Raw genomic sequence first — 16,957 nt, 5'->3', positions numbered from 1 at the left:
GAACCGACAGGGGTGCTAATACATATCCGGACTGACATACGAGTATGCCTGAGGAGCAACTGTTCAAGACCGCGGGATCGCGAACGAGAGCGGAGATCGCCGAGCGACTCGTGGCCGCGGCCGAAGCGATCGAAGCGGGAACCGTTCACCTGGAGGGACCCGAGACGCAACGGGAGGTCACCATTCCAGAGAATCCGGCGTTCGAGGTCGAGCTCGAACGCCTCACGGACTCGGAGACCGGGGAACAGCGGTACGAACTCGAGTACGAGATCAGGTGGACTGTGTAGGGCCGCCGGCGTCGCTGGACCGCTCGTCTTCGAGCAGTCCGAACCGTCTGATATCGACGTATTCGCCATCGACGAACGCCTCCTCGCGGTGGCGGCCTTCCTCGGTGAAGCCGACCTTCTCCAGCACCCGCGCCGACGCGGGGTTCGTCTCGTAGACGTTCGCGTACACCTTGTGGAGCCGGCGCGTCTCGAAGGCGTGCCCGCACAGCTCGCGGGCGGCGTCGGTGGCGTAGCCGTTGCCCCAGCTGTCGGGCGCGAACTGGTAGCCGAGTTCCACGCTGCCGAACGCCTCGTCGGGCGCGTTCAACCCGGCGATGCCGACGGGGTCGCCGTCGACACACGCGAGCAGGTGAACGCCGCCGTCGTCGGCGGTCGACTCGATCCACTCCCGCTCGTCCGCCTCGCTGATCGGCGTCGTCATCGCCGTCCCCGCGCGGACCCGCGGATCGTTGACCAGGCCGGCCAGGAAGTCGGCGTCCTCCTCTTCGACCGTCCGCAACTCGACCGCCTCGCCGCGACGGAACACGGGACCGGGCATACCACGGACGTCCCCGCGGCGGCGCTTCAATCGATCGGCGGTGTGTGAAACGACGCCACGGACGACAAATCGACCCTACACGGTCTCGCGTGGGACCACGCGCAGCGGCCGGTTCGATTCGAGGAGGAGGTCCTGTGCGACGCTGCCGAACACCACTTTCGCGGTCGGGGACCGCTTCCTGATGCCGATGACGAGCTCGTCGGCGTTCACCTCCTCGGCGTACGCGAGCACGTCCGTCCCGGGGTCGTTCCCGCGCACGAACTGGTGTGTCGTCACGGTCGCGTCGGCGACGTCTTCGAACGCGTCCGCCACGGCGTCGAGCGCGCCTTCCCCGTCCCTGATCGCCTCGGAACTCGTCTGGTCGCCGCCGACGTGCGAGTTGATCGCGTGGACCTCGTCGCCGGGTGCGAGTCGGTCGCGGAGGTACTCACACAGCACCTCGCTGGTCCGAGCCGAGTTCGTCGCAAGGACGTACAACATGCGAGATGCGGCGAGCGCACGGGTCATAACCCTATCGACGAGCGCGCCACCCGGCGGGGCGCTCGCTGTGCGACGGCCAGCGAACTCCTCACTCAGCGGCGGCGACCGGGACCACTCGCATCGGCACGTCGGCGTCCGTCAGGAGGTCCTGTGCGACGCTGCCGAAGAGCACCGTCCCGATCGCCGACCGCTTCCGGATGGCGAACACCAACTCGTCGGCCTCGCGGCGGTCCACAAACCGGAGTACGTCGGTCGCCGGGTCGTTGCCGCGCACGAACTGGTGTGTCTCGACGGTCGTGACCGTCGAGAGTCGGTCGTTCACGACCGCGAGCGCGTCGCGTCCGCGGTCCAGTTCCGCACTGGTCGTGTGGTCGCCGCCGCGCTGGGAGTTGAGCGCGTGGAGGACGTCGTCGGCGTCGAGCCGAGGCCTCAGGTAGTCGCACATCGCCGCACTCCGGCCGGTCGAGTTCGTCGCGAGTACGTACAGCATACCGCCGAATTCGCCGTGTGTGGGCATACCTGTGTCCTCGATTCCGACGCGGTGAGGACCCACCAGCGTCGAGCCCTGCCGACGCGGGAGCGTCGAGACGCAGCACAAAGGGTTTACCACGGGATTGTGCAGTGCCGGTTGCATGACACGAGAACGACGGCTGACCGCGGGCGCGGTCGCCGTCCTGCTCGTCGCCCTCCTCGGGGTCGCCGTGGGTCCCGGCGTCCTCGCAGACCCGTCCGCGGACGGCCCCGTCCGTCCGGGACACGTCAGGATCGCCGAGTCGCCGGCGATCGCCCCCGGAGAGGTCGACGGCGCGACGGCGACGCTGACGCTGCACACCCGCATCGGTCACGCGGGCAATCCCACGGACAACGTCTCCGTGCGCTTTCGGGCGTACGACGCCGAGTCCGGACTGTTGACCACTGAACAGACGGTCGAGTTGGACGAACTGACCGGCGACCGGAGCGTCCCGGTGAACGCGACGATCGAGGTGCCCCGCGAGGGCGGCTACGTGATCGAGACGGTCGTCTTCCGCGAGGGACAGGTCGTCGACCGCGACCGGACGCAGGTCTCCGGGCTGGAGGCGCTTGGCACGGAGGTGCGATTCACCGAGAGCGAGGCCGTGCCGCCGCTGTCGGTGTCGGTCGCCTCAGTCGATGAGGCTGCGAACCGCACCACCCTGTCGGTCGCGGCGTCGCTGACGAACGGCGGTTCGGAGGCGAGTGACGACCTGCGCGTCGAGGTCATCGTCCGGCAGGCGGAGTCCAACCTCGTCGCCGGTCGCGAGTCGACGACCGTGGGCGACATCGCGGCCGGCCGCACCGCCGACGCGACGGCCGAGGTGACCGTGCCGAGCGACTACAACTACTACGTCGACGCCGCGGTGTACCGCGACGGCGTCCTCGTCGACACCGCCCGCTCGGTGGCGAACCTCGACCCGACCGAGACCATCTCCGCCAACGAGACCACCCGCGACGTGGAGTTCGAGGTCGGCGACTTCACCGGCGGCGACGGCGGAGCCGACGATAGAGCGACCGAGGCGGCGGCCCGAACGGAGACCTCGACGGCGACGCCCGGGTTCGGCCCGGCGCTCGCGGTCGTGGCACTGCTCGGCGCCGCGCTGTTTGCACGGAGGCGACACCGACGATGACAGAGCATACAGAGCACACCGACGAACCCGACGACGTCGATGACAGCGACCGGATGACGACCGAATCGAGCGGACGCGAGCGACAGCCGACGGCGAGCGGCGCCGCGGCCGAGCAGGCCGGCGGCGCCGCTGACGGGCGTCGCTCTCGCGACATCGTCCGCTACGTGAACTACCTCGTGCTCATCGGGCTCGTCCTGCTCGCGCTCGTCGCGGGTATCCAGTTCTACGGCGCCGTCTCGCGGACGATCAACCAGTGGGTCACCGCGGAGTACCGCTCGCTGTTCCACGGAGCGTTCAACCTCGCCGTGTTGCTGATCGCGGCGGCGGGCATCTCCTGGCAGATCCGGCGCGTCACGTCGTAACCCGGCGCCCCGGTTCGGAGTTCCGTGCCGTTCAGACGATCGCCAGCCAGCCGACGAACACCGCCAAGCCGCCGAGCGCGGTGCTCGCGACCGCGTGGACGCGGAGGCGGTCCAAGAGCGTGTGCGCGTCGCCCTCGTGGCTCAGCGACTCGTGGACCTCGCTGCCGATCTCACACTCAGGCAGGAAGTCCATCGCGACGTGGAGGAACACGCCCGTCGCGAAGCCGAAGGCGACCCCGCGGATCGCCTCCGAGGCGGGCAACGCGAGCAGCGACGAGCCGATCGCGGCGACGCCGACGCCAGACGCAGGCAAGAGGATCGCAACCCAGTCGCCGCCGCGACCGGAGAACCGACGGACCGCGGCGTAGCCGGCGGGCCCCTTGTGCGAGATGATCGACAGCCCGAGGAGGAGGCCGAGATCCGGCATGTTGCCGTAGATGATGCCGATGATGGCGCCCGCGCTCACCGCGTGGGCGGTCAGCTCCGCCAGCGACCGGTCCAGCGGCAGATCCATATGCGAAAGCCGGTGGCCGAGCGTGTGTGCGCCGTAGCCGACGAGTAACCCGAGCGCGACGCCGAATCCGCCGTACGCGGCGTGTTGACCGATCGCCTGCGGGAGGAGGAACACCGCCGCGCTGGTGATCATCGCGCCGGCCGCGAGCCCGTACCCCCAGACGAGCGTCCCGGCGTGGGTGTCGGCCGTCCGCGCGCCGACCCAGCCGGCAAGCGCCATCGCCGCGAACGCGATCCACGCGATGCTGAATAGCTTCGTCCGCCCCGTCGCGAGCGCGTACGCCGTCGCGGCCGCCAGCGCCCCCGTGCTCGCGGCGGCGATCAGGCGGGTTCGGGTCACGCGGCGTCCCCCGACGTCGCCGGCGGTCTCCTCGATCATATTACTAACTCGACTGTTGCCGTTAATAACGACACCGATCGGAGAAAGGGCCCGCGACGACGCGCCTCGAACGCCGGGACAACCGGGACGGAGGACCGATTCGACTCAGGGTCGAACCGTCCGACTGACCCATCCGGAGGCGCCGCTGGGGAACGGGTCGCGCTCGGCCGAAGGCTGGACGGTGCCGTCCGCCTCGATCGCGCGGACGATCACCTCGTGTTCCCCGGTCGCTTGGTACTCGTACCGCCATCCGCGCCAGGCGTCCGCGGCCGCGCCGCCGACGGCGTCGGGGTCCTCGGGGTCGGCGTCGGCGGGCGTCGCGCCCGGAAGGCGGTCGGTGAGGTCCGCCTCGCTCCAGGTGTCGCCGCCGTCGGTCGACACCTCGACCGCCGAGACGCCCCGGGTGCCGGCGTACGCGTGGCCGCCCACGGAAACCCCGCCGTCGTCGGTCTCGACGTGGTGGAGCTTCGCGACCGTCGACACGGGCCCGGTGCCGTGCCAGCCGCGCTCCTCCCAGTAGCCGGTGGCCTCCTCCTCGAGGATCTCGATCTCGGTGATCCACTTCACGTTGATCTCCCCCCAATGTCCCGGGATCAGCGCCCGAACCGGCGCGCCGTGGCCCCTGGGGAGCCGGCGCCCGTTCATCCGGTAGGCGAGGAAGCCGTCCTTTAGCGCCGACAGCGGGAACTCCTGGTAGTAGTCGTCAGCGGCGCGCACCATGACACAGCAGCCGTCCGGCTGGACGCCGGCCTCCTTGAGCAGGTCGGCGACGGGGATCCCCGTCCACACCGCGGTGTCGAGTTTCCGGCCGTTCAGCTTGTCGCCGACGCACCGGAGCGTGACGAAGCGGTGGGCCGCCGGCCGTGACTCGACGGCGTCGAGGTCCACCTCGACCTCCTCGTCGACGGCGCCGGTGAGACGCAGCGACCACGTCTGGGGGTTGACTCGGGGGTCGGCGGCGTTCTTGTCCACCACGTAGAACGACTCCGAGACGAGGGGTTCCGCGCCCGAAAGGTCGAACGAGCGCTCTGTTGCCGTGTCGAGCAGCCGCTCGACGAGCGGGTCCCGTTCGACCGGTTCGCGCTGCTCGCTCCCGGTCGTTCCGCCCCCGATCGCACGCGCGAGCGGTCCCGCCCCCGCCAGCCCCACCGCCGCCGCCGCGACGCCGGCCGAGCGCACCACCCCGCGCCGGACACGGTCCACGTCACCCGGCGGCGGGGGCCCCGCGAGTCCGACGACCGCGGCACCGAACGCGCCTCCGACGACGGCCGCGACCGGCGCGACCGACAGGAGGAACACCGCAAGCCCCTGAAGCGCGCCGGCGAGGAACACGACCTCCGCCCGTTGCCTGTCGCCGACCCGGCCGATCCGGTCGGCGATCGCCGCGAGACCCGCGAACAGCGCCACCGCGAGCCCCGCCGACCCCGCGACGAGCAGCGGCTGGGACGTGCTCCCGAGCCCCTGGATCCCGGCGGCCAACACCGCGTCTGGGAGCGCGAGCAGCACGGTCTGGGCGATCGCGACGACGACCCAGCGAGGGGAGAAGCCGACGACGAGGAACGTGCCCGCCGTGACCGCGACGCCCGAGGCGGTGGCGACTGCGGTCTTCCGAGCGAAACGGGCGCGCGTGGGATGCATTCGTAGATCCCAAGGCTCCCAGCGGTAAATGCGTGCGGCCCAGCGCAAGCCGGGTCGAGCGGCGGCGTCCTCACGAGCGCCTGCGACGCGCGCGAGCACCAGGTCCGAACCGCTTTGTCGCCGGGGCACGACGCCCGGGGTATGAGCGACAGCGCGGAATCGACGAAGCGGACGCGACCGTGTCCCTACTGCGGGGCGTCGATGGTCCACCGTCACTGCGAGTACGTCTGTCCCCAGCACGGCGTCGTCTTCGACTGCGCAGATCCGTTCTACGGGTGAGCGAGTCGCCTGCGGCGGGTCCGCGTGAACGACGATAACCCGCAGACCCGAACGGGCACCAACTGTTATGGTGTCGGCCGCCGTACGGATTTGCACTCAAATGCGAAGACGGGATAGTGCTACCAGCGCGCAGGCCGCGCCGGGGCGACGATGGTAGACGACGACCAGATCGCCCGCAGCAAGCGCATCCAACAGCGCACGGGGAAAACCTTCCACTTCGCGACCCGAGTGCTCCCCGAGCGCGTGCGCGAGCCGACCTACGTGCTGTACGCGTTCTTCCGCGTTGCCGACGAGGTCGTCGACGGCGCAGAGACGGCCCCGCCGGACGAACAACGCCGCGAACTCGACCACCTCCGCGAGGCAGCGCTCGGCCGCGAGGAGACGGACGACCCCGTCCTCTCGGCGTTCGCCGAGCTGTGCGAGGAACACAGCATCGCCGAGGAGGACGTCGAGACGTTCACCGAGGCGATGCGCTCGGACATCGACACCGACCGCTACGAGACGTACGAGGACCTCGAGGCGTACATGGACGGCTCGGCCTCCGCCGTCGGCCGGATGATGACGGCCGTGATGGACCCCGAGAACCCCGACGCGGCGCTCCCGCACGCGACCGCGCTGGGGGACGCGTTCCAGCTGTCGAACTTCCTGCGCGACGTGCGCGAGGACATCCTCGAGTTGGACCGCGTGTACCTCCCGCAGGAGACGCTGCGCGAGTACGACGTTACCGAGGAACAGCTGAAGCGCTTCGAGTTCGACGAGCGCGTCGAGGCGGTGATGCGCCACGAGCTTCGCCGCGCGGAGTCGCTGTACAAGGAGGGGGTCGCGGGGATCAAGTACCTCCCCGAGGACTGCCAGTTCGCCGTGTTGCTGGCGGCCGTGCTGTACGCCGAACACCACGCGCTCATCCGCGAGCGGGGGTTCGACACGCTCACCGAGACGCCGGAGCTGGGCACGCTCCGCAAGCTGAAGCTGTTCGCGAAAACGCGGTGGGCGTGGTTCCGCTGTAAGGACCCCGAGACGGTGTTTCGCCGCGTCTCCTGCGTCCCGTACGGCGACAGCGAGTCGAACCGCTCGGGCGCCGGCCACGCCGACCGCGTCCCCGCACGATAACGGCTCACGGTCGGGGACCCGACACTCGCGCCACGTCCCCGGTCTCGGTCGGCCGCCGACAGACGCTCGTCGTCACCACGCCCGCCTGAGCAGCGACGCGTCGAAGCGGTCCGCGCGCACGAGCCCCAAACCGATGGCCCCCGCGACCGCGGCGGCGACGGGGTTCCAGAACCAGAGGTTCACTCCGCCCCACAGCAGCACGAAACTCACCATGTCGTCCAGGATGAACTCGCAGTCGGCCAGGCGCGCGCGCAGCGCCGCGCGGTCGAATGCGGCGTCGAGCACGACGACGGCGACGGTCGCAGAGACGACCCAGCCGGCGTAGTTCGACGGCGGAACGCCGTAGAAGCCCGCTCCGGAAAGCACGCCGAGTGCGCCCCCGTCGGCGACGCCCTCGTACGCCCAGAAGCCGAGCGCGACGGCGCCGGGATCGAGCACCACGTCCATGACGAGCACGAGCGCGATGACCGCAAGCAGCCGCGCCGCGGTGCGCTCGGCGCGGTCGCCCAACAGGAGCAGACACAGGAGGTACGCGTTCGCCACAAGCGGGAGGAAAAACACCGGCAACCCCAGCGGAACGCCGCTCACCTCCGGCCCGAGCGCGACGAGGTACTCGAACTCGCCGTAGGGCCATCCGGTGGTAACGCCGACGTACTCGATCGCGTACGCGTACGCCGACAGCAGCCCGAGCCCGGCCAGTTCGCGCCGCCCCACCAGCGGCGCGAGCCCGACGACCAACGGCGAGCGCATCACGAGCGTCCCGAGCAGGATCATGCCACCGTTGAACGCCAGCGGGGCCAGCGGCGTGCCCGCGAACGCCCCCTCGGCGCTGGCGACGAGTAGCACCGCCCCCACGACCGGGAACACGACCGAGATGGTGAAGCGGTTCTCGCGGACGAGCGCGTCGAGGCGCGCCTCCGCCTCGCGTCGATCCGCCGGCATCGCCTCCCGCAGGTCAGCCAGAGGGCCCGGGCTGGTCTCCGGGCTCACGGGAGCACCGCCCCCGGCGGAACGATTCGGGTGAGCGCCCCCATCGTGAGCACGGCGCCGACGACCGTATTGATCGCCGGGAACCACCAGTACGCTCGGTCGATGGCGACGCCGGCCCAACTCACTGCCGCGACGAGGGCGGGATACGCGAGCAGCACCGCGCCGATCCGAAGGTCGACCGCCGCGAACGCGCCCGCTGCGGCGAGCCAGCACCCCGCGCAGTACGCGAGCGTCCGCGGCTCCCCGAGCACGGTCGCGGTCGTTCGGATCCCGGCGGCCCGATCCGGATCGATGTCGGGGATCGCGGAGAACGTGTGCATCGCCATCGCCCACAGCCACGCGCCGACCAGCGCTTCGGCCGGTGGCGCGACTCCCGCGACCAGCGCGTACGCGGCAGCGCCCGGGAGGACGTACAGCCCGTTCGAGACGGAGTCCAGCAGCGGCGTCGTCTTGAAGCGCAACGGCGGCGCCGAGTACTGCGCCCCGAGGAGGAAGAAGCCCGCGAGGAACGGCCACGCAGCCCGCGGCGTGATCGCGAACGTCCCCGCGCCCGCGAGGAGCGAGGCGACGACGACGGCGGGGACGAGGCGGTCGCCCCCGTAGCGAACTTCCCGACCGTTCTTCTTCGGGTTGTCCTCGTCGACGTCGCGGTCGAACACGTCGTTCACGCCGTAGAGGAACAGGTTCGCCGGGAGGAGGAAGTAGCCGAACAAGAGGACGTTCTCGGGGGCGAACAGCCTCGGCACGGTCGTCGCGCCGAAGGCGACCCCGACGACGATCGGCCCCGCGAGATACAGCCAGAAGCGCGGCCGTGAGAGCTTCAGGAGGTAGCGGACGCTGGCTGCGGCGCCGGCGCGATCGGTCGCATCGACGGGATCGGCAGCGGTCGGCATCGGGGCGTTCAGGGGGACTCTGCCATCGTCTCGGCCGTGAGCAGGCCGGAGATGAGACACATCGGAACGCCGATGCCGGGCGTCGTCGTCGACCCGGTGAAGTACAGCCCGTCAACCTTCGACGACTCGTGGCCCGGACGGAACGGCGCGGTCTGGCGCAGCGTGTGCGCGAGGCCGAGCGCCGAGCCCTTCATCGAGTTGTACCGCGTCGCGAAGTCGTCGACGCAGAACTCCTCCTCGAGGACGATCCGATCTCGCAGGTCGACGCCGGTGTTCTCGGCGATGTCGTCGAGAATGAGGCTGCGGTAGCGGTTCCGGAGTTCGGGCGTGTCCTCCAAGCCCGCCGCGATCGGGACCAGCACGAACAGGTTCGAGTGCCCCTCGGGCGCGACGGTGTCGTCGGTCTTCGACGGGACACAGAGGTAGTACGCCGGGTCGTCGGGCCACGCGGGATCCTCGAATATCTGCTCGAAGTGCTCGTCCCAGTCCGTCGGGAGCACGAGCGTGTGGTGGGCGAGTTCGTCCACGTCGCCCTCGACGCCCATGTACAGGAGGTACGCGGAGGGGGCGTACGTGCGCGACTCCCAGTAGTCGGCGTCGTACTGGCGCTTGCGCGGCGCGAGCAGCTCCTGCTCGGTGTGGGCGTAGTCCGCGTCGCTGACGACGAGATCCGGGAAGTAGCTCCCGCCGTCCCCCGTCGCGATCGCGACACCGGAGCCGCCGTCGGCGGCCGGCGCCGTGGCTGCGGTGTCGATGCCGTCGGCAGCGCCGTCGCCGACAGCCGTCTCCACCTTGAATCCGCCGCGCTGTCCCTTGATCGCGGTGACCGGCGCGTCCGTCACGTACTCGACGCCCAGCTCTGACCCCAACTCGACGATGCCGTCGACGACGGCGCCAAGGCCGCCGTCGGGGTAGTACACGCCGAGGTTGAAGTCCACGTGGCTCATGAGGTTGTACAGCGCCGGCGTGTTGTGCGGCGAACCGCCGAGGAACACCAGCGTGTACTGCATGATCTGCTGGAGCTTCGGGTTGTCGAAGTAGTCCTCGACGTGGTCCTGCATCGTCCCGATGAGCGACAGCCCCCACGAGTACCGCAGCACGTCGGGGTCGACGAAGTCAGCGAGGTCGTCGCGGTGTTCGTACACGAAGTGCTCCATCCCGATCTCGTAGTTGCGCTCGGACTTGCGGAGGTAGTCGTCGAAGGCGTCGCCCGCGCCCGACTCGTAGGACTCGAACGTCTCGCGGTTCGCCTGCAGGTCCGGGACCAAGTCCACTTCGTCGCCGTCCTTGAAGAAGATCCGGTAGTGCGGGTTGAGCCGCGAGAGCGAGTAGTACTCCGACGGCTCGCGGTCGAAGTGGCCGAAGAACGTCTCGAAGACGTCGGGCATCAGGTACCACGACGGTCCCATGTCGAACCGGAAGCCCTCGGCCTCCAGCACCGAGGCGCGGCCGCCGAGCTGTTCGTTCTTCTCCAAGAGGGTCACGTCGGCGCCGGCGTCCGCCAGGTAGCAGGCCGTCGAGAGCCCGCCGAAGCCGCCGCCGATCACGACCACGTCCTCGCCGGCGAGCGAGGAGCGGTCTCGAGGTGCTCGCATTAATCCGATTACGGCGGGGAGGCGTATAAATATGGGCGCACGCCCACGCCGGACGTGCAGCCCGCGGCACCCGCAGGGACCCAGCGGGCCCCCGTCGTCCGCGGGCGGCCGAGACGGGCGCCACCGCGGCCCGCAACCACTACCTCCCACCAGCCCGTGGCGATGCTATGGACGGAACCACCGCGGTCGTCACCGGCGGAACGCGCGGCGTCGGACGCGCCGTCACCGAGGCGTTTGTCGACGCCGGCGCCCACGTCGTCGTCTGCGCTCGCGACGGCGACGCCGTCGACGAGGCGGTCGGCGCGCTCGCAACCGACGGTGCTGTCTCGGGACTGCGCGCCGACGTGCGCGACGAGTTCGACCTTGAACGGCTCATGGAACGCGCCGACCGCGCCGGCGAGCGCGACGGCGTCGACGTGGTCGTCGCCAACGCCGGCGTCAACCACGGCTCCCCCGGAGCGATGCCGATCGACGACGAGCCGTACGCCCGGTTCGACGACACGCTCCGCACGAACGTCCGGGGCGTGTTCGCGACGGTTCGGGAGGCTACCCCCTATCTGAGCGACGATGCGCGGGTGCTCGTCCCCTCGGGATCGATCGCCCGCGACGCGAAGCCGGGGATGGGCGCGTACGCCGTCTCGAAGGCCGGCGCCGAGGCGGTCGTCCGCCAGGCGCACGCCGACCTCGACGCGACCGCGCTGACGCTGGACCTGGGGCTCGTGGACACCGCGCTCACGGGAAATCAGGGCGGCAGAGAGCCGGCGGACGTGGCGCCGATGTTCGTGTGGGCGGCGACCGACGCCGACCCCGACGAACACGGCGGCGGGGTCGTCGGACTCCGGGAGTGGAAGTCGGCGACGCGGTAACGAGGCGAAGAACCCCGAGGAACTCGAAGGAGTCCGCGAACGGATCGGTCGCGTCGGCTTACGACGTCGACGGCGACATCGAGATGTTGAGCCCCTTCTGGATGATCTGGGTGAACGCCATCGAGCACAGGAAGTACCAGATGATCCAGGTGGGCATGATGAACAGCGTGTCCGTCCAGCCGACCTGTCCCGCGATGGGGAGCACGACCGGCTGGAGGTTCGTCCAGACGCCCTCGGCGCCGCGGAAACCGATCCCCCAGTACATCCACAGGAACGCGGGGATGGTGAGCACCATGATCCACACCATCGGGCGGAACTGCTCTTTGAACATGCCGAGCTGGTCGCCCATCGCCTCCATCTGCTCTTCTTGGATGGCGTCCATCGCCTCGTCGTCGCCGCGCTCTTTCGCCTCCTTGCGGCGCTCCTGGATGTCTTTCATCCGTTGCTGGTAGGCGGCCATGCGGTCCATGTCCATCAGGTTCGCGCGCAGGAGCGTGGAGTACAGACCAGTGAGCGTCGCGATGATCATGATGACCGCGTACAGCGGCAGCACGTCCTGCAGCGGTCCGAACACCAGGTCGATGCTCTCGCCGACGACGTTGCGCACCGGGCCGTAGGAGTAGCCGACGAAGAACAGCAGCGTCACGACGGCCGCGCCCTTATCGTAGATGCTCCAAGAGGCGCCCTCGGAGTCGGGGAGATCGACGCTGCTACCGCCGCTCGCGGCGCCCCCGTCGTCGTCGGGCGACTCGAGTCCGGATTCGATCGCGTCGCGGTCCGCGAGCGCGAACCCCGCCTCACCGTCCGCGAGGAGCCCGCGCTCGATGAGCCGGCCCCACTGCCCGCTGGTGAGGTCCTCGCGCACGTCCACCCACTGGATCTCGCCGCCCTCCGCGCGCTCGAGGACGAGTTCGATCGCCTCGCGCATCTCGGGCTCGGCGGCGAGCTCCCGAGTGCGCTTCTCGATTCGTGCCATTAGCAGCCGCTAGGCGACAGCCACGTAAGAAGGTTGTACTCTCGGCGCGCCCCCGGCGGGGAGCCGTCGCGACCGCCGCCGCGGACGCTCGCTCGTTCAGTTCTCGACCACGTCGCGGAGGTTCTCGAACACGTCGTCGGGCGTGCCCTCGCCGGACACTTCGACGAGGCTCCCCGCCTCGCGGTAGTGCTCGACGACGGGCTCGGTGTTCTCGCGGTAGACCCGCAGGCGCTCGCGGACGGTGTCTTCGGTGTCGTCCTCGCGCTGGATCAACTCGCCGCCGCACTCGTCGCACACGCCCGCCTCCTCCGGCTGGTCGAACTCGACGTGGTAGTTCGTGCCGCAGTCGTCGCACACGCGACGGCCGGTGAGGCGTTCGACGAGCACGTCCTCGGGGACGTTCAGGAAGACGACGTGATCGAGGTCGGTCTCCTCGCTCAGGAACTCCGCCTGGTCGAGGTTGCGAGGATAGCCGTCGAGCACGAAGCCGTCGGCGTTCTCCAGGGCGGCGACGACGATCTCGTTGACCACGGGGTCGGGGACGAGCTCGCCGGCGTCCATGAACTCGCCGGGAGTTCCGTACTCCGTTTCCATGTCCTTGTTCTGGCGGAGCGCGTCGCCGGTCGTGATGTGATCGAGGTCGTACTCGTCGGTGAGTCGCTTCGCCTGCGTTCCCTTCCCGGCCCCGGGCGGACCGAGCAGCAGGATTCGGTGATCAGTCATACCGTCACGGTCCGGGGCCACGGTAAAAGGCGTGCTGAATCCGGCGCGGTTCGCGGGGACAGCGACCGCTCCCTCGCGGTCGAATTCCCGTCGCGACCGGTCCGGCGACGGCGCGGTGGCGGCGTCGGAGCGTCCGGTTTTTACCCCGGTTCGCCGTATTGTCCGACATGACCAGATTCGACGCCGACACGCCGGCGGGACGGCGGAAGCTGTTTGCTGACGCCGTCACCGCCCACCGCGAGCGCGGGAGCGCGTTCCTCACGATCGAGGTGGAGCCGCCGCGCGAGGCGATCCAGTTCGGGGAGTCGGACGGCGGGGGCGACGACGCTGGGGCCGCCGGAGATGGCCCTGGTAGCGACAGCGATGGCGACGACACCGCCGACGGCGCCGATGCCGACGACACCGACGGCGGCGCCGACGCCGAATCACCGCCGCCGTGGATCCAGTTCGCCGAGAAGACGTTCAACCTCGACTGCACCGACGAGGAGCTCGCGCGCCTGCACGACCTGCTCGACGAGTACCCGGAGTTCCGCGTCGACGAGCGGGAGGCGCCCGAGGACGCCGAGGGGACGAACGTCCGCATCTCGGCTCGGTCGGACGCGAATCGGCTCGCGGGCTTCTTGGACCAGGCGTTCGCAGACGTGTACGACCAGCCCGACGACTACCGGGCGTGGGTCGTACAGATCTGAGTCGAAGTCGACACGACTGACGGAAGCGACACGGCCGACGAGCAGGACACGGCGACCGCTCGCCGGCCGGCTCCTCTACTCGCGCTCGATGAGGACGTACAGCAGCAGCACCGCGCCGGCGCCGAACACCGAAACGAACAGGCCGGCGAGCACGGTCGCCAGCGCCCACAGCGTCTCGTCGGTGCCGCGGCGGCCCTTGGCGTCCTGATACACCCAGTACGCCATTCCGACCGGGAGCAACACCGAGAAAATCAGGAGGAAGATGAAAAACACGATCAACAACTCGATGCCGCCCGGGATCGGGCCGAACAGTGGGAGGGGGACCATACATCAGCGTTGCGACGCATCCGACAAAATCCCGTCGGTGCCGCCGGTCGCGAGTCAGTCCCGGATGACGACGAAGTAGTACACCGCGAACGCCAAGAGGAACCCGATGAGGTTCAACAGCAGCGAGGCAAGCGCCATCCCACCGGCCCACAGCTTCGGGGAGTCGGTCTTGCGGGCCTTCGCGTCCTGATACGTGAAGTAGCCCACGACCACGGCCACGATGACGTTGAGCAGGCCGAACAGGCTCGGATCGAGCAGGCCGAACTGAAGCGGACCAGTCGCCGTGGCAGTCGCGATGACGTTGAGCATTCCCCGTACATCTGGCGGCGAGCGGCAAAGCGGTTGCGCCTCAGTACAGCGAGTCGTCGGTGAGGTCGGCCGCGAGCACGAAGTCGGGCTCGTCGGACACTGGCGTGCGCGTCGCGGCCGCGTCCGACACCCATCTCACCCCTTCGGGGATCAGGATCCGCGTCGCGTCGATGCCGCGCTCTGCGGCGTCGCGGGCGATCGCGTCTGTCAGCGCGTCCAGCGCCTCGGCGTCGTCCCAGGCGGCCGCGTGGTAGACGCCCCACGTCTCCTCGACGCCGTCGTCGTTCTCCCGGTCGTACGTGTACGCCAGCGCCGACATCGCGCGGGTGCCGCCGTCGACGACGGCGAACAGGCCGTCGCGGTCGGCGGCGTCTCGGAGGTCCGCGCGTGTCAGCTCCGAACAGGCCCACGACTCCTCGTCGTCCATCGCCAGCCCGCGGAGGTGCTCGCGCGCGTCGCTGCGGCTCCAGTAGGCCCACGCGGCGTCGGGGTCGGCGATCACGTCGAGCGCGGGGTCGGCGTCCGGGTCGGGGTCGGGCTGGAGCCAGCGGAACTCCGTCGCCGGACCGAAGCCGACCGAGCGCGACTGGCCAAGGCCGGCCATGTTCCACGAGAACACCATGTTCCGACAGACGACGGCACCGCGGTCGCGCGCCCACCGGAACGCCGCCCGGGAGAGCTCCGGCGAGAGGTCCCGGCCGCGGTAGTCGGGGTTGACGCGCATCGCCTGCGCCCACGCCTCGGTGTCCGAGAGCGCGACGACCTGCAGGACGCCCGCCACGTCGTCGCCGTCGTCCACGTCGACGACCAGCGTGTGCTGGGTCGGCCCGTCGCTCGCGACCATCTCGTCGAACACGTCCGGAAGATAGTCCCCGTGCCTGTCGCCCCACGTGTCCCGCGTGAAGCGGACGACGTGCGGCACGTCCAACTCGCGGGCTTGCCGGATCGCGAACTCGTGGTCCGGGTCGTCGCGAGCGATCTCCCGCCCGGTCATACCCAGGGCTTGGACTCCTCGGTCAGCTCGCCCGCGAGATCGCGCCCCATCGCCTCGGCGGGGTCGCCGGCGTTCGCGAGCGCCCACATCAGCTTCACCTTCACGGTGCCCGGGAGCGTGTCGCCCGCCTCGACGACGCCGGCGTCGAGCAGGTCGCGCCCGGTGTCGTACACGCGGTCGCAGACGCGCCCCTCCAGACACTGGCTCGTCATCACGACGGTCGCGCCGTCGTCGACGAGTTCCTCGAAGCGCGAGATGAGGTCAGTGTGGACGTGCCCGAGGCCGGTCCCCTCGATCACCACGCCCGACTTCCCGTCGAGGTACTCCAGCGCAGCGGGGTCCATCCCGGGCGTGAACTTCACGAGTTCGACGCCTTCGGTGAGGTCGGGCGCGATAGCGAGGTCGGCGTCGCCGCGGCGGGCGGGCGCCTTCCCGTCGTGGACCCGAACGTCGATGCGGTCGTCGTGTGGGTCGTACTCGACGCGTCCGAGCGGTTCGGCGCCGACGGTCTCGAACGCGTCGCGGCGGGAGGTGTGGTTTTTGCGCACGCGCGTTCCACGGTGGAGCGCGCAGTAGTCGTCGGAGGCGGTGCCGTGCATGCAGACCATCACCTCCGCGCAGTCGGCCTTCGCCGCCTCGACGGCGCAGACGGCGTTCATCACGTTGTCCGAGGAGGGGCGGTCGGCCGACCGCTGGCTGCCGGTGAACACGACCGGAACGGGCGTGTCGAGCATGAACGACAGCGCCGAGGCGGAGTACTGCATCGTGTCCGTGCCGTGCATGACGACGACGCCGTCGGCGCCCGCCTCGATCTCCTCGTGGACCGCCTCGGCGAGGTCGGTCCAGATCTCGGGGCTCATGTTCTCCGAGAGGATGTTGGCGACGACGCGGCCGCGGTAGTTCGCGCGACCGGCGAGGTCGGGGACGGCGCGCAGCACGTCTTCGGCGTCGAACTGGGCGGTGACGGCGCCCGTGCGGTAGTCGACGGTGGAGGCGATGGTGCCGCCGGTGGAGATGAGCGCGACCGTCGGCAGGTCGTCGTCGAACGCGACCTCGGAGGCGTCTCCGCCCTCGTCCGCGTCCTCGCCAACGTCTCTGGCGCCGCCTTCGAGCACCTCGACGGCCGCGTCGGCGCGGTCCACGCCGACGTTGTACCCACCTTCCAGTTTGAGCACGAGGTGCTCCTCGTCGCTCGACGGCATCAACACGCCCTCGTCGGTGACGCCCGCGCGTTCGACGCGGACGCGGTCTCCGGGGCTCGGGGTCATACCCGCAGGTAGCGGCCGGGGCGAACTTGAACCTGCCCGTCCGCGGCTCCGGGGCCGCGCCGTGCCTCGAACTGGCGCGGGCGCTGGCCCGCCGCCGA

21 protein-coding genes are annotated in these 16,957 nt (G+C 70.0%); 7 read left to right on the top strand and 14 right to left on the bottom strand.

Annotated elements, in window-relative coordinates; genetic code table 11:
• Positions 1-44: 44 nt before the first annotated feature.
• Positions 45-287 (top strand): amphi-Trp domain-containing protein, encoded by a 243-nt coding sequence (locus P0Y41_RS13885; protein ID WP_284061903.1) that lies wholly within the window; start codon positions 45-47, stop codon positions 285-287.
• Here P0Y41_RS13885 and P0Y41_RS13880 read toward each other — a convergent pair.
• From P0Y41_RS13880 to P0Y41_RS13870, 3 genes are all read right to left on the bottom strand, one after another.
• Positions 271-825 (bottom strand): GNAT family N-acetyltransferase, encoded by a 555-nt coding sequence (locus tag P0Y41_RS13880; protein ID WP_284061902.1) that lies wholly within the window; start codon positions 823-825, stop codon positions 271-273. The two genes, P0Y41_RS13885 and P0Y41_RS13880, sit on opposite strands and share 17 nt — an antisense overlap.
• A gap of 75 nt (positions 826-900) precedes the next feature.
• Entirely contained in the window at positions 901-1,305 is a 405-nt protein-coding gene (locus P0Y41_RS13875) for a universal stress protein (protein ID WP_284061901.1), read from the bottom strand.
• Between the two features lie 88 nt (positions 1,306-1,393).
• On the bottom strand, positions 1,394-1,822 hold the full coding sequence (locus tag P0Y41_RS13870; protein ID WP_284061900.1) for a universal stress protein: 429 nt from the start codon (positions 1,820-1,822) through the stop codon (positions 1,394-1,396).
• Positions 1,823-1,937: 115 nt separating this feature from the next.
• Here P0Y41_RS13870 and P0Y41_RS13865 point away from each other — a divergent pair, with 115 nt between their 5' ends.
• Entirely contained in the window at positions 1,938-2,948 is a 1,011-nt protein-coding gene (locus P0Y41_RS13865; RefSeq protein WP_284061899.1) for a DUF7490 domain-containing protein, read from the top strand.
• Positions 2,945-3,310, top strand: a complete 366-nt coding sequence (locus P0Y41_RS13860) for a DUF8060 family membrane protein (protein WP_284061898.1) — start codon at positions 2,945-2,947, stop codon at positions 3,308-3,310. Before P0Y41_RS13865 ends, P0Y41_RS13860 begins: the two co-directional genes overlap by 4 nt.
• Before the next feature lie 31 nt (positions 3,311-3,341).
• Here P0Y41_RS13860 and P0Y41_RS13855 read toward each other — a convergent pair whose 3' ends face one another.
• Both P0Y41_RS13855 and P0Y41_RS13850 read right to left on the bottom strand, forming a co-directional pair.
• Positions 3,342-4,202 (bottom strand): ZIP family metal transporter, encoded by an 861-nt coding sequence (locus P0Y41_RS13855; RefSeq protein WP_284061897.1) that lies wholly within the window; start codon positions 4,200-4,202, stop codon positions 3,342-3,344.
• 105 nt (positions 4,203-4,307) lie between these two features.
• Complete coding sequence (locus P0Y41_RS13850) at positions 4,308-5,840, bottom strand: molybdopterin-dependent oxidoreductase (RefSeq protein WP_284061896.1); 1,533 nt, start codon at positions 5,838-5,840, stop codon at positions 4,308-4,310.
• A 141-nt stretch (positions 5,841-5,981) separates the two neighbouring features.
• On the opposite strand from P0Y41_RS13850, the gene P0Y41_RS13845 reads away from it, so the two are divergent.
• On the top strand, positions 5,982-6,119 hold the full coding sequence (locus P0Y41_RS13845) for an HVO_2523 family zinc finger protein (protein WP_284061895.1): 138 nt from the start codon (positions 5,982-5,984) through the stop codon (positions 6,117-6,119).
• Between the two features lie 150 nt (positions 6,120-6,269).
• On the top strand, positions 6,270-7,229 hold the full coding sequence (locus P0Y41_RS13840) for a phytoene/squalene synthase family protein (protein ID WP_284061894.1): 960 nt from the start codon (positions 6,270-6,272) through the stop codon (positions 7,227-7,229).
• A gap of 72 nt (positions 7,230-7,301) precedes the next feature.
• Here the strand turns inward: P0Y41_RS13840 and cruF are convergent, their stop codons facing one another.
• Genes cruF through P0Y41_RS13825 form a run of 3 tightly spaced genes read right to left on the bottom strand, consistent with a single transcriptional unit; the run spans position 7,302 to position 10,707 of the window.
• Positions 7,302-8,171: a bisanhydrobacterioruberin hydratase gene (gene cruF / locus P0Y41_RS13835; protein ID WP_284063423.1), complete on the bottom strand. Its 870-nt coding sequence runs from the start codon at positions 8,169-8,171 to the stop codon at positions 7,302-7,304.
• A 44-nt stretch (positions 8,172-8,215) separates the two neighbouring features.
• A complete protein-coding gene (locus P0Y41_RS13830) occupies positions 8,216-9,112 on the bottom strand; it encodes a prenyltransferase (RefSeq protein ID WP_284061893.1) in 897 nt (298 codons plus the stop codon).
• Between the two features lie 8 nt (positions 9,113-9,120).
• Positions 9,121-10,707 (bottom strand): phytoene desaturase family protein, encoded by a 1,587-nt coding sequence (locus tag P0Y41_RS13825; RefSeq protein ID WP_284061892.1) that lies wholly within the window; start codon positions 10,705-10,707, stop codon positions 9,121-9,123.
• A 167-nt stretch (positions 10,708-10,874) separates the two neighbouring features.
• Between P0Y41_RS13825 and P0Y41_RS13820 the strand changes: the two genes are divergently transcribed.
• Entirely contained in the window at positions 10,875-11,573 is a 699-nt protein-coding gene (locus tag P0Y41_RS13820) for an SDR family oxidoreductase (protein WP_284061891.1), read from the top strand.
• Positions 11,574-11,631: 58 nt separating this feature from the next.
• Here P0Y41_RS13820 and P0Y41_RS13815 read toward each other — a convergent pair whose 3' ends face one another.
• Complete coding sequence (locus tag P0Y41_RS13815; protein WP_284061890.1) at positions 11,632-12,549, bottom strand: DUF106 domain-containing protein; 918 nt, start codon at positions 12,547-12,549, stop codon at positions 11,632-11,634.
• A gap of 96 nt (positions 12,550-12,645) precedes the next feature.
• Positions 12,646-13,272 carry an adenylate kinase gene (locus tag P0Y41_RS13810; RefSeq protein WP_284061889.1) on the bottom strand — a complete coding sequence of 209 codons (627 nt, stop codon included), beginning with the start codon at positions 13,270-13,272 and terminating at the stop codon, positions 12,646-12,648.
• A gap of 167 nt (positions 13,273-13,439) precedes the next feature.
• Between P0Y41_RS13810 and P0Y41_RS13805 the strand changes: the two genes are divergently transcribed.
• Positions 13,440-13,961 (top strand): DUF7975 family protein, encoded by a 522-nt coding sequence (locus P0Y41_RS13805; protein WP_284061888.1) that lies wholly within the window; start codon positions 13,440-13,442, stop codon positions 13,959-13,961.
• A gap of 75 nt (positions 13,962-14,036) precedes the next feature.
• On the opposite strand, the gene P0Y41_RS13800 is transcribed toward P0Y41_RS13805, so the two are convergent.
• Genes P0Y41_RS13800 through gatD form a run of 4 tightly spaced genes read right to left on the bottom strand, consistent with a single transcriptional unit; the run spans position 14,037 to position 16,859 of the window.
• Positions 14,037-14,288 (bottom strand): hypothetical protein, encoded by a 252-nt coding sequence (locus P0Y41_RS13800; protein ID WP_284061887.1) that lies wholly within the window; start codon positions 14,286-14,288, stop codon positions 14,037-14,039.
• 54 nt (positions 14,289-14,342) lie between these two features.
• Entirely contained in the window at positions 14,343-14,597 is a 255-nt protein-coding gene (locus tag P0Y41_RS13795; protein WP_284061886.1) for a hypothetical protein, read from the bottom strand.
• Between the two features lie 40 nt (positions 14,598-14,637).
• Positions 14,638-15,591 carry a GNAT family N-acetyltransferase gene (locus tag P0Y41_RS13790; protein ID WP_284061885.1) on the bottom strand — a complete coding sequence of 318 codons (954 nt, stop codon included), beginning with the start codon at positions 15,589-15,591 and terminating at the stop codon, positions 14,638-14,640.
• Positions 15,588-16,859 (bottom strand): Glu-tRNA(Gln) amidotransferase subunit GatD, encoded by a 1,272-nt coding sequence (gene gatD, locus P0Y41_RS13785; RefSeq protein ID WP_284061884.1) that lies wholly within the window; start codon positions 16,857-16,859, stop codon positions 15,588-15,590. The genes P0Y41_RS13790 and gatD overlap by 4 nt, the downstream gene beginning before the upstream one ends.
• Between the last annotated feature and the right edge of the window lie 98 nt (positions 16,860-16,957).

It is taken from the genome of Halobaculum halobium (genome assembly GCF_030127145.1).
Taxonomy (GTDB): domain Archaea; phylum Halobacteriota; class Halobacteria; order Halobacteriales; family Haloferacaceae; genus Halobaculum; species Halobaculum halobium.
The sequence above is the reverse complement of the archived record's forward strand: the minus strand, read 5'-3'. Positions and strand labels throughout refer to the sequence as shown.